Raw genomic sequence first — 12,257 nt, forward strand, 5'->3', positions numbered from 1 at the left:
AGCCTGGCCTGCGTATGTTGCCGAAGTTGCGTCAGCTCAGATTGGTCTTGAGGAAGAACACCAGGATGGTGAGGATCTGCACGAGGAACGAGCCCACCATGACCATGTTGATCTTCCAGGCGTTGAGCTTGTCGATACGGGCCGAGATCAGGTTCACGCTCTCTTGCGTTTTCGTCAGCGCACGGCCCGCATCAGCGATCATGTTGCTCTCGATCGCCTGCAATTCGTCGACGGCGGCCTTGTCGCCATAGTCCGACTGCAGAAGTTCCTCATGGCGGCGCATGCGGTCTTGCCAACTGTCCGGGTAAAGGATGGCAACGATGCGCCGCATCGACCCTTGCGCGTTCAGGCGAAAGAGGCGGTCCATCGTGTATCTGAGATTGGGATCGCTGGCCTGGCCTGCCAGCAGCAGCAACAGCGAAGCGCGATCCAGTTCATAGCGCTGGACATCGCGCGAGAAGATATCGAGTTGCCGCGATGTCTCGACCTGCGCGTCGCGATCCTGCGTCAGTTGCGCAATCTCTCTGTCGAGCGAGCGCGACATAAGGAAGGAGCCGACTGCGGTCAATATCGCCGGCGACACGATAAGCAGCGCGATGAAGGTCTTGCGGTTCCAGACGAAGCGCCCGAACACACCGGCAAGCGAATTGACCGAAACCATTCCCCCTCCGATCTGCGAACCCCCGTCGATCAGATATCAGCGCATCTCCCCTCAGGAAGAAAGTGCTTCAGCCGGCCGCATCGTCCCCACTTTCGCGCCGATCCGGCTTTCGATATCCGGTCTTGCCAGTCTTTCGAGCGCAGCCGACAGGTCCGCATCCTTGCGCAGCAGCCTTGCCAACACCGAAGCAATCATGACTTCAGCCGCCCTGCCCGCGCCGTCGTCGCACTTCAACGCAATGCCGAACCCCAGTTCGGGCAAGGCCGCGCAATAAACGCCCTCGGCCCCCACCTTGACGAAGATACGCCTAGGCGCCGCCTGCATCAGCTTCAGATCCGCGCGCCCGGTTCCCGACACGAAAAACGGTTCGGCCATACAGGCCGAAAGCAGCCTTTGCGCCGCCTTGGCGCGAACCGGGCCGAGCCCCTTGCCCGACACCATTTTCGCAAAGCCGAGGGCAAAATTCCGCAACGGCACCGCATAGGTCGGAATGGAGCAACCGTCGGTGCCGCGATGGCCGGCATCGTGGGCAGCACCGGTGACGGCTTCCATCGCCTCGCGGATCATCTCCTGCATCGCATGGCCGGCCGTCACGTAACCGTGGTGGTCGATCCCGCCATGGCAGCAAGTGCAGACGAAGCCGGCATGCTTGCCCGAACAATTGTTGTGCAGGGCGTTCGGTATGCCTCCCGTCCGCGCCAGGGCCACCGTCGCCTCATGATCCATCGGCCAATGTGTACCGCACTCAAGAGCGCTCTCGTCGCAGCCGGCTTTTGCGAGCATCGTCCGCGCCAGTTCGGCATGTGCCGGTTCGCCGGAATGCGAGGCGCAGGCAAGCGCCAGTTCCTTGTCGCCGAAGCCGTAGGCATCCGCCGCGCCGCTTTCCACCAACGGCAGCGCCTGGATCGCCTTCACCGCCGAACGCGGGAACACCGGCCTGTGGGTATCGCCGATTTCCCAGACCGCCTTGCCATCGGCGTCGAAAACGGCAACCGCGCCGCGGTGCGCGCTTTCCACAACCGCGCCTCGCAGCACGTCAACCAAAACAGGATTCGTCATGTTGTCAGTCCCTCGCCGCCTTACCTGATCCGGTCGAGGATCGACACGTAGTTGGCAACCGCTGCGCCGCCCATGTTGAATATCCCGCCAAGCTTGGCGTTCGGCACCTGTATGCCGCCGGCCTCGCCAGTCAATTGCATGGCGCTCAGCACATGCATGGAAACGCCGGTTGCGCCGATCGGATGCCCTTTCGACTTCAACCCGCCTGAAGGGTTGACCGGCAGGCGTCCGTCCTTGGCCGTCTCGCCGCTCATCGCCACCTTGGCGCCCTCGCCGCGCTTGGCCAGTCCCATCGCCTCATATTCGATCAGTTCCGCAATCGTGAAGCAGTCATGCGTCTCCACAAACGACAGGTCGTCGAGCGTCACACCCGCCGTCTTCAGCGCGCGGCCCCAAGCCTCCTCGCATCCTTCGAACAACAGGATGTCGCGCTTCGACATCGGCAGGAAATCCTGCACGTGCTCATTAGCGCGGAAGGCAACCGCCCGGCGCATCTTCAGCGCTGTCGTCGAATCGGTCAGCACAAGAGCGGCAGCCCCGTCCGAAACAAGCGAGCAGTCGGTGCGCTTCAGCGGCCCAGCCACAAACGGGTTCTTTTCGCTTTCATGGCGGCAGAACTCGTAGCCGAAATCCTTGCGCAACTGCGCATAGGGATTGTCGACGCCGTTCTTGTGGTTCTTGGCGGCAATCATGGCCAAGGCATCCGACTGGTCGCCGTGGCGCTGGAAATACGCATGCGCGATCTTGCCGAACACGCCCGCGAAGCCAGCCGGCGTGTCGCCGTCTTCCGGCAAATAGGAAGCGCGCAGCAAGTTCTTTCCGATCTCGGGGCCGGGTGTCGTCGTCATCTGCTCGGCACCCACCACCAGCACGATGCGCGCAGCATTCGCATCGATGGCGCGGATGCCTTGCCGCACCGCCGCCGATCCGGTCGCGCAGGCATTCTCGACGCGTGTCGCCGGCTTGAAACGCAGCCGGTCATCGGCCTGCAAAACCAGGCTGGCGGTGAAATCCTGTGCGGAAAATCCTGCGTTGAAGTGGCCGAGCACGATTTCGTCCACGTCATCGGGGCCGATACCGGCGTGATCCAAAGCCTCAGCGGCAACCTTGGTGATGAGGCTTTCCAGCGTCTCGCCTTCCAGCTTGCCGAAACGCGAATGCGCCCAGCCAACGATACATGCAGTCATGGGTAATCTCCTTTCCGCAGCGGTCAGGACCTGTCGGTCGGGTCAAAACCAGCTTGTGGTCATCTACTCCCATACACGCGGAAAAGGCGATGGAAATGTACATTTTTTCGCCGAGCACCGTGCCAGACGCAGGTCGAGGCCGTGTTTTCTCGTTGCCACGCTGCCTTTCGGCCCTGGCCATTGTCAAAGAACTGACCTCTGTTGAGAGGTCGGGAGGACGGGCGGCCGTTCGGTCGCTCGTTTAAGTAAGTAGTGCGGCCTTGCGGCCGCCCGTCCGGTGGTCTTGCCTCACCAGGGGAGCAGCACTCACGCTGAAAGGCCCGGTCGAGGCCCGGACTTGGGGGCTCATCACCCAGCCGCACACCGTCATGCGACCAACCCGGCACCGACGCCCTTCCCTGATACCCGGTGCGCACCAGGTCTCCCGCAAGGGCGATGGGACGGATTATGGGGGAGGTGGCAGAGGGCGGGGATAAGTGGGGTGCGTGTTTTTGTGGGAAGTGAGCGGGAATAAGGGGTTGGGCGGAGGACGGCCCGCGTTTGGTCCACGTTCGACAACTTGGCGCTGCCCCTCACCCGCCTGCCGGCATCCCACCGGCCGGGTGCCCGCTGCTTTGCTGCTTTCGCAGCGACCCGGCGTTCGCTGGCCTTTCATCGTGCCACCGGCACGATGAATTCGCTTCGCGAACCGGCTGCTCACCCCCTCATCCGACCCCGCTTCGCTCGGCCACTGCGCGGCGATGAGGCTAACCCTGCTTCTGCGCCTGCAATCCGGCATCGAATTTTTGTTGATTGATGAGTCAATTAAAAATAAGCTGATCGCGGGAGCGAAACAAATGCCGAAAATCGGAATGGAACCTCTGCGCCGCAGGGCGTTGATCGATGCAACGATCTCGGCGATCGGCGAGCGCGGTTCGCTCAATGTCACCGTGTCGGAAATCGCCGGACGCGCCGGCGTCTCTTCAGCACTCGCCCACCACTATTTCGGGCCAAAGGAAGAGCTTCTGCAGGCCACGATGCGACAATTGCTTGCGGATTTGGGCCATGACAGCGTTGCCGCGCTGCGCAAGGCGACGACGCCGCGTGAGCGCATTTCCGCGATCATCGCCGTGAACTTCAATGCCGGGCAGTTCCGCGAGGAAACGGTTCATGCGTGGCTCGCCTTCTATGTCGAGGCGCAGAACTCATTGCCGCTGCGGCGGCTGCTCGGGGTTTATGCCCGTCGCCTGCATTCCAACCTGATGAGCGGACTGGTGCCGATCATGCCTCGCCAGGAGGCCGGGCAGATGGCCGAAGCCATCGCCGCGATGATCGACGGCCTCTATATCCGCAGGGCGTTGCGCGACGGATTGCCCAATCCGGCCAGCGCCAGCGGCCTGGTGGAAGACTATGTCGATGCCAAGCTGGCGCAGCGCGCGAGTGCCCGATGACCAAACGTCCCAACATCCTGATCATCATGGTGGACCAGCTTACGGGAACGCTTTTCCCGGACGGTCCCGCCAATTTCCTGCATGCGCCGCATCTCAAGGCGCTCGCAGGCCGCTCCGCCCGCTTCCGCAACAACTACACCGCCTCGCCGCTCTGCGCGCCGGGCCGCGCCTCGTTCATGAGCGGGCAATTGCCGTCGCGCACCGGCGTCTACGACAACGCAGCCGAATTCATCTCCTCGATCCCGACTTTCGCCCACCATCTGCGCGCCGCCGGCTACTACACCTGCCTGTCGGGCAAGATGCATTTCGTCGGGCCGGACCAGTTGCACGGCTTCGAAGAGCGGCTCACCACCGACATCTATCCCGCCGATTTCGGCTGGACGCCCGACTATCGCAAGCCCGGCGAACGCATCGACTGGTGGTATCACAACCTCGGCTCCGTGACCGGCGCGGGCGTGGCCGAAACCACCAACCAGATGGAGTATGACGACGAGGTCTCCTTCCTGGCCAACCAGAAGCTGTTCCAGTTGTCGCGCGAGAGCGATGACGACGACAGGCGGCCATGGTGCCTGACCGTATCGCTTTCCCATCCGCACGATCCCTTTGTCGCCCGCCGGCAATATTGGGACGTTTATGAGAACTGCCAGGCGCTGGACCCGGAAACAGCGTTTACGCCGTTCGACCGGCAGGACGCTCATTCCAAGCGGCTTTACATCGCCAGCGACTACGCCAGTTTCGACATCACGCGCAAGCAGGTCCGCCGCTCCCGGCGCGGCTACTTCGCCAACATCTCCTACGTCGATGACAAGGTCGGAGAGTTGCTCGACACGCTCCGCCGTACCCGCATGGCCGATGACACGGTCGTTGTGTTCTGCTCGGACCACGGCGAAATGCTGGGTGAGCGCGGGCTGTGGTTCAAGATGAGCTTCTTCGAAGGCTCGGCGCGCGTGCCGCTGATGATTGCTGGAGCCGGCGTTGCTGCGGGCCTCATCGCCACTCCCGTTTCCAATCTCGATATCTGCCCGACGCTCTGCGACATCGCCGGCGTCGACATGGGCGCGATCATGCCTTGGACGGACGGGCAGTCGCTGTTGCCTTTGACAAGCGGAACCGAGCGCACCGCACCCGTTGCGATAGAATACGCCGCCGAAGGCTCCTATGCGCCAATGGTGGCGCTACGCGAAGGGCGCTACAAATTCGTCCATTGCGAAATCGACCCGCCGCAACTGTTCGATCTCGAAACCGATCCGCTCGAACGCCAGAACCTCGCGGTCGATCCCGCCCATGCCGATCGCGTCGCCGCCTTCATGCAGAAGGTGCGCGCCCGCTGGAACATGGCCGCTTTCGACGCTGCAGTGCGCGAAAGCCAGGCTCGGCGCTGGGTCGTTTATCCGGCGCTGCGCAACGGCTCCTACTATCCGTGGGATTTCCAGCCGCTGCAAAAGGCATCGGAGCGCTACATGCGCAACCACATGGATCTCAACATACTCGAAGAACAGAAGCGTTTTCCGCGAGGTGAATGATGACTGACCCTTATGTGCCTTCACTGGACGATCTCAGGAAAGCCTACGCCGTCACCTCGCAGGCGACGCAACTGACGCCCCTTTTGGAATCGACGGCACTTGCGCGCGAAACGGGTGCGGCCCGCGTCTTTGTCAAGCCGGAATCGCTGCAATGGGCCGGCTCCTTCAAGGCGCGCGGCGCTTACTGGCGCTTGAAGCAGCTTTCGCCTGAAGAGGCCCGCAAGGGTGTCGTCGCCTATTCATCCGGCAACTTCGCCCAAGGCCTTGCCGCGGCCGGCCAGTCGCTCGGCATCCCGGTCACCATCGTCATGCCCATCGACGCGCCCGCGGCAAAGCGCGATGCGACGGCAGGCTACGGCGCGCGCGTTGTGCTCACCGATCATGGCGATCGGGCGCGTGAAGAAGTGGCGGCTGCCAAGGCACGCGAGATTTCCGAAACCGAGGGGCTGGCGCTTCTGCACCCGTTTGACGACCCCCAGATCGTCGCCGGCCAGGCGGGCGCCGGTCTCGAAGCGCTGGATCAACTTGGCGCGAAGGATGCCAGTGCCGACCTTCTGTTCTGCTCGGTCGGCGGCGGCGGCCTGATCGGCGGCGTTTCGCTCGCCTTCCACTATCTGTCGCCCAAGACGCAAACCATCGGCGTCGAGCCGGAGGGTTTCAACGGCATGGGTTCCTCGTTGGCGCATGGCTCCATCGAAACCATGCCGATCGGACCGAAGTCGATCTGCGACGGCTTGATGGCGCGGGCGCCCGGCAAGGCCCCCTTTGCTGCCGTGAAGGCGGCGGGCGTGCAAGGCGTCACGGTTGGCGACGCATCCGTCCGCCAGGCGATGAAGATCGCCTTCGAAAGGCTGAAACTCGTGCTTGAACCGTCAGGTGCAGCGCCGCTTGCCGCACTCTTCGACGGCAAGGTCGATGTGAAGGGCAAGACGGTATTGGTGATGGCCACCGGCGGCAACGTCTCGCTTGCCGACTTCATGGCGCATATGAACCATGCTTGAAGCGGATTTCGTTATCGTCGGCTCCGGGTCGGCCGGTTCGGCAATGGCCTACCGCCTGTCGGAGGACGGCAAGCATTCGGTGATCGTCATCGAGTACGGCGTCACCGATGCGGGGCCGCTCATCCAGATGCCGTCTGCCCTGTCGATCCCCATGAACCTGCCGCTCTATGACTGGGGTTTTTCGAGCGAGCCGGAACCGCATCTGGGCGGGCGCGTGCTGGCGACGCCGCGCGGCAAGGTCATCGGCGGATCGTCGTCGATCAACGGCATGGTCTATGTGCGCGGCCACGCCTGCGACTTCGACCACTGGGCGGAACAGGGCGCGTCAGGCTGGGCCTATGCGGACGTCCTGCCCTACTTCAAGCGCATGGAAGCCAGCGATGGCGGCGAGGTCGGCTGGCGCGGCACAAGCGGGCCGCTGCACGTCCAGCGCGGCACGCGCACCAATCCGCTCTACAACGCGTTCATCAAGGCCGGCAATCAAGCGGGCTTCGAGCTGACCGACGACTACAACGGCTCCAAGCAGGAGGGCTTCGGCCCGATGGAGCAGACCATCTACAAGGGCCGGCGCTGGTCTGCGGCGAATGCCTATTTACGCCCGGCGCTGAAGCGGCAAAATGTGAACCTGGTCAAAGGTTTCGCCCGGCGTATCGTCATGGAGAATCAACGCGCGACCGGCGTCGAAATCGAAGCGCGCGGACAGGTCCAGATCATCAAGGCAAGGCGGGAGGTCATTCTCGCCGCCTCCTCGATCAATTCGCCCAAGATCCTGCTGCAGTCCGGCATCGGCCCAGCCCAGCATTTGAAAAAGCACGGCATCGCCGTCGTCGCCGATCGGCCGGGAGTGGGCCAGAATTTGCAGGACCACCTCGAACTCTACATCCAGCAGGAATCGATCAAGCCGATTACGCTGCACTCGGTGCTCAACCCGTTTTCGAAAGCGCTCATCGGCGCGCGGTGGCTGTTCTTCAAGAGCGGGCTTGGGGCGACAAACCACTTCGAGGCGGCGGCTTTCCTGCGTTCGGCACCGGGCGTCGACTACCCCGATATCCAGTACCATTTCATCCCCGCCGCCGTGCGCTATGACGGCAAGGCAGCGGCCAAGTCGCACGGCTTCCAGGCCCATGTCGGGCCGATGCGCTCGAAGTCGCGAGGATCGATCACGCTGCGCTCGCCCGACCCCAAGGACAAGCCGGTCATCCGCTTCAACTACATGTCGCATGCCGACGACTGGGCGGACTTCCGCCACTGCATCCGGCTGACGCGGGACATATTCGCGCAATCGGCGTTCGACCCCTTCCGCGGCAGGGAAATCTCGCCCGGAGCGGACGTGAAGTCCGACGAACAACTGGACGACTTCATTCGCCAGCATGTGGAAAGCGCCTATCACCCTTGCGGCTCCTGCCGCATGGGCCGGGCTGACGATGATATGGCGGTCGTCGATCCAGAATGCCGCGTCATCGGCGTCGAGGGATTGCGCGTCGCGGATTCCTCGATCTTCCCGCGCGTCACCAACGGCAACCTCAACGGGCCCTCGATCATGACCGGCGAAAAGGCTTCCGATCATATCCTGGGTCGCCAGCCGCTCGCACCTTCGAACCAGGAACCGTGGATCAATCCGCGCTGGCAGGTCTCGGACAGATAGGTCATGATTGCCGCGCTTTTACGCGCCCGGCCCCAACGTACAAATGGAGATAGTATGCGCGCCCAACCCACGGCCTCGCACTACATCAACGGGCGCTATGTCGATGACGAGCGCGGAGCCGAGTTGCCCGTCATCTACCCGGCGACGGGCGAGACGATTGCCACGCTGCATTCGGCAACGCCCAATATCGTCGAACTGGCCGTCGAAGCGGCCCGCGAGGCGCAAGGCGCGTGGGCGCGCATGAAGCCTGTTGAGCGCGGCCGCATCCTGCGCCGGGCCGCCGATATCCTGCGCGAGCGCAACACCGTACTGGCGCGCCTCGAAACGCTCGATACCGGCAAGGCCATCCAGGAAACGCTTGTCGCCGACGCCCCTTCAGCGGCGGATTGCCTCGAATTCTTCGCCGGCGCCGTCGCCACCTTCAACGGCGAGTTCATCGATCTCGGCGGCCCGTTCGCCTATACGCGCCGCGAACCGCTCGGCGTCTGCGTCGGCATCGGCGCATGGAACTACCCGATCCAGATTGCCGGCTGGAAGTCGGCACCCGCGCTCGCCATGGGCAACGCCATGGTGTTCAAGCCGTCGGAAAACACGCCGCTTTCGGCGCTGGCACTGGCCGAGATCTATTCCGAAGCCGGCTTGCCGGATGGCCTGTTCAACGTCGTGCAAGGCTATGGCGACGTCGGCGCCGCCTTGGTCGGCCACGATGCCGTGGCCAAGGTTTCGGTGACGGGTTCGGTCCCCACGGGCAAGAAGGTTCTGTCGCTGGCCGGTTCCAAGATGAAGCACGCCACCATGGAGCTCGGCGGCAAGTCGCCGCTGATCGTCTTTGACGACGCCGATCTCGAAAACGCCATCGGCGGTGCCATGCTCGGCAACTTCTATTCCACCGGACAGGTCTGCTCCAACAGCACCCGCGTGTTCGTGCAGAAAGGCATCCACGACCGCTTTGTCGAACGCCTCGTCGAGCGCACCAAGAAAATCCGCATCGGCGATCCGCTCGACCCGGAAACCCAGATGGGTCCGCTCGTCAACAAGGCGCAGCGCGACAAGGTTGTCGAGTACATCTCGATAGGCCGCAACGAAGGGGCGATGCTTGCCTGCGGCGGCAACCTCCCCTCGCTGCAGGGCTTCGACGGCGGCTGCTTCATCGAGCCGACCGTGTTCACCGGCGTCAAGGACAGCATGCGCATCGCGCGCGAGGAAATCTTCGGGCCGGTAATGAGCGTGCTTTCATTCGACCATGAGGACGAGGTTATCGGGCGCGCCAACGACACGGAATTCGGCCTTGCCGCCGGCGTCTTCACCAAGGATTTGCCGCGCGCGCATCGCGTCATCGGCGACCTGCAGGCCGGCACCTGCTGGATCAACGCCTACAACCTGACCCCGGTCGAAATGCCGTTCGGCGGCTTCAAGCAATCCGGTATCGGCCGCGAGAACTCGCTTGCCGCGCTTGAACTCTATTCGCAACTCAAGTCGGTCTACGTCGAGACCGGCGACGTCGCCAGCCCCTACTGACTTTTGCCGGCGGTAGCATCCAGGTACTGCGTCAGCGCACAGACCAGATGGTAGAAGATCGAGGCCGGCGCTTCGGTGGCCAGCGAGCGGCCACGTTCATCGATGCGGTCGATCCACAAACCAACCGGCGCCGGATCGATGTGCCAGCGGAACAGTCGCCCGACCCGAGCCTCGATCTCGGGCTTCAGGTCGGGTCCACCGGTTCCGTCGAGCGCGATCGAAGCCTTGATCGCTTCGCTCTGCGGCCAGCTTCGCGACACCAGATCAAGCGGCATGCCCTGGCGGGAAACAGCGCCATAGGCCAGCCCGGTCGAGCGGTTGAGGCCGTTTGCCACTGCCGATGCGTAGAGCTTGCGGGCATAGCCCGCCAGGTCCGCCTGCCCGCTGCGGGCTGAGAAATCGACCAGCAGCGAAGCCCACTCGAAGTGGTGCCCCGGTTCCGTCCAGTCGCCCTTGCCGTCGCCTGCCCGATGCCAGCCATCATCGAAATATTCGCCGATTGTCCAGCTATCGGCGTCGAAGAAGTGGCTTCGGAACAGATCGATAATCCGCGCCGCACGGCGCAGGTAAGTCCTGTCGCCGGTCGCGGCATGCCAGGCAAGAAAAGCCTCGAGCAGATGCATATGCGGGTTGGAACGGCGCAGGCCGTGGCCGTTCGGCGTTTCAAGGAAGCCTGCGAGGCTGTCGTCCTCCAGATGGCTGTCGAGAAACGCGAAAGTCTCCCGTCCCAGACGAAGCGCGTCCGGATTGCCGCACATGTGCGCGTGCGCCAGCGCCAGAAGCACGCAGGAGTGATCGTAGGCATCCTCCGTGGCATCTGCCACCGAGCCGTCCATACTGAAGGTGCGTATCCAGCCGCCTCGCTCGGTTCGACCCCTGGCCATGAAAGCAAGGCCGTGGGCGATGAGGCGGTCGGCAGGGCCTTCCCAGCCGCGCGCCTTGGCAACGGCGAAGCCATAGACCTGCCGCGCCAAGGTGCGCATGCGCTTCGGCTTGGCGAGCGGCTCTCCATCGAGGCCCAGAGCCTCATGGAAGCCGCCATGCACGTCGTCCACGCCCGTCGTGGACCACAGCGGCAAAGCCTCCTCGAACAGCCAGTGCCGCACCCGGTTGCGCCACGCGCCGCTATCGACAACCCTGTCGTGAGCGGGCGTGAAGCGCGTCTCCAGCCGGCCGCTTTTCTCGAGCTGTTCAACGACCTTGCGCACATTCTGGCTGTGGCTGACCGGCGCAACAAAGGTCGCATCGGAGGTTGCGACAATTGCCGTGTCCTTGAGGCCGACGGCCGACAAGAGCCGCCCCTGGCTTCGGATGTACGAATTTTCGCAGTCGATCGCGACGACATCGCCAATGATGACGTTACCGTTCTCGTCCGCCGGTCCAACATCGAGCAGCGATTGCCATGAACCAAGATCGCTCCAGCGGAAACTCGCCGGAACCATGGCGATGTGCTTTGCCCGTTCCATCACCGCATAGTCGATCGAGATCGAAGGAATAGCTGCGTAGAGGTCGTCCGGCATATAGAGCCCGGAAAGGTCGCTGGTCGAAGCCGCGAAGGCCCTCTCCGTTGCTTCCCATATGTCCGGCTGGAAAGACAGGAACGCGTCGCGCATCGTGCTGGCGCGAAACAGGAAAATGCCGGCGTTCCAGTAGAACCGCCCCGACGCGACATAGCTTTTCGCCGTTTCGATATCCGGCTTCTCGACAAAGCGCGAAACATCGAGAACGCCGTCCTTCGCCTGACCGGCCTCAATGTAGCCATATCCGGTTTCCGGATGGTCCGGCTTGATGCCGAACACCACGAGGCGACCGTCGCGAGCCGCCGCCACGCCCTTTTCGACGCTGGCCCAGAACTCCTTCGTGGTCGAGATTTCATGGTCGGAGGGCACGACCAGAACGAGGCCGTCATCGAACTGCGCCAGCGTCCGCAACGTCGCCAGTGCAACGGCTGCCGCCGTGTTGCGGCCAGTCGGCTCGAACAGCACGCCGCCGCCCGACCAGTCCATGCCGCCCAGGTCTGCATGGATTCGCGAGGCATGCCGCTCGGAGGCGATCAGGAAAACAGGCGTTTCGCCCTGCGGGCGCGATCCCAGCCGCTGCACCGTCTTGACCAGCATCGAGCCATCGCCGGCAAGGTCATGGAACTGCTTGGGGTTGTCTTCGCGCGACAACGGCCAAAGGCGCGAGCCAACGCCGCCACTCATTATGAAACCGACGATGCGCTCACTCATTG

General features: G+C 63.3%; 9 protein-coding genes. 5 read left to right on the forward strand and 4 right to left on the reverse strand.

The genetic code is table 11. The features are described from left to right. Window positions 1-31: 31 nt before the first annotated feature. The 3 genes from ASD50_RS20690 to ASD50_RS20700 are packed head-to-tail and all read right to left on the reverse strand — an operon-like array spanning window position 32 to window position 2,907. On the reverse strand, window positions 32-661 hold the full coding sequence (locus ASD50_RS20690) for a hypothetical protein (RefSeq protein ID WP_056245666.1): 630 nt from the start codon (window positions 659-661) through the stop codon (window positions 32-34). Window positions 662-712: 51 nt separating this feature from the next. Beyond that, the gene (locus tag ASD50_RS20695) at window positions 713-1,720 is read right to left on the reverse strand and encodes an asparaginase (RefSeq protein ID WP_056245670.1); all 1,008 of its coding nucleotides are present in this window, start codon (window positions 1,718-1,720) and stop codon (window positions 713-715) included. 20 nt (window positions 1,721-1,740) lie between these two features. Next, the gene (locus ASD50_RS20700) at window positions 1,741-2,907 is read right to left on the reverse strand and encodes an acetyl-CoA acetyltransferase (protein WP_056245673.1); all 1,167 of its coding nucleotides are present in this window, start codon (window positions 2,905-2,907) and stop codon (window positions 1,741-1,743) included. Between the two features lie 836 nt (window positions 2,908-3,743). On the opposite strand from ASD50_RS20700, the gene betI reads away from it, so the two are divergent. Genes betI through betB form a run of 5 tightly spaced genes read left to right on the forward strand, consistent with a single transcriptional unit; the run spans window position 3,744 to window position 10,024 of the window. Beyond that, window positions 3,744-4,337, forward strand: a complete 594-nt coding sequence (gene betI, locus ASD50_RS20705; RefSeq protein ID WP_056245856.1) for a transcriptional regulator BetI — start codon at window positions 3,744-3,746, stop codon at window positions 4,335-4,337. After that, window positions 4,334-5,860 (forward strand): choline-sulfatase, encoded by a 1,527-nt coding sequence (gene betC / locus ASD50_RS20710; protein ID WP_056245676.1) that lies wholly within the window; start codon window positions 4,334-4,336, stop codon window positions 5,858-5,860. Before betI ends, betC begins: the two co-directional genes overlap by 4 nt. Continuing rightward, the gene (locus tag ASD50_RS20715) at window positions 5,860-6,861 is read left to right on the forward strand and encodes a threonine/serine dehydratase (protein ID WP_156465199.1); all 1,002 of its coding nucleotides are present in this window, start codon (window positions 5,860-5,862) and stop codon (window positions 6,859-6,861) included. The genes betC and ASD50_RS20715 overlap by 1 nt, the downstream gene beginning before the upstream one ends. Next, window positions 6,854-8,506 (forward strand): choline dehydrogenase, encoded by a 1,653-nt coding sequence (betA, locus tag ASD50_RS20720; RefSeq protein ID WP_056245690.1) that lies wholly within the window; start codon window positions 6,854-6,856, stop codon window positions 8,504-8,506. The genes ASD50_RS20715 and betA overlap by 8 nt, the downstream gene beginning before the upstream one ends. Window positions 8,507-8,560: 54 nt before the next feature. After that, the gene (betB, locus tag ASD50_RS20725) at window positions 8,561-10,024 is read left to right on the forward strand and encodes a betaine-aldehyde dehydrogenase (protein WP_056245694.1); all 1,464 of its coding nucleotides are present in this window, start codon (window positions 8,561-8,563) and stop codon (window positions 10,022-10,024) included. Here the strand turns inward: betB and ASD50_RS20730 are convergent. Then, window positions 10,018-12,255 (reverse strand): mannose-1-phosphate guanylyltransferase/mannose-6-phosphate isomerase, encoded by a 2,238-nt coding sequence (locus ASD50_RS20730; RefSeq protein ID WP_056245697.1) that lies wholly within the window; start codon window positions 12,253-12,255, stop codon window positions 10,018-10,020. The two genes, betB and ASD50_RS20730, sit on opposite strands and share 7 nt — an antisense overlap. Window positions 12,256-12,257: the final 2 nt, after the last annotated feature.

It is taken from the genome of Mesorhizobium sp. Root552 (genome assembly GCF_001427285.1).
GTDB lineage: Bacteria > Pseudomonadota > Alphaproteobacteria > Rhizobiales > Rhizobiaceae > Mesorhizobium.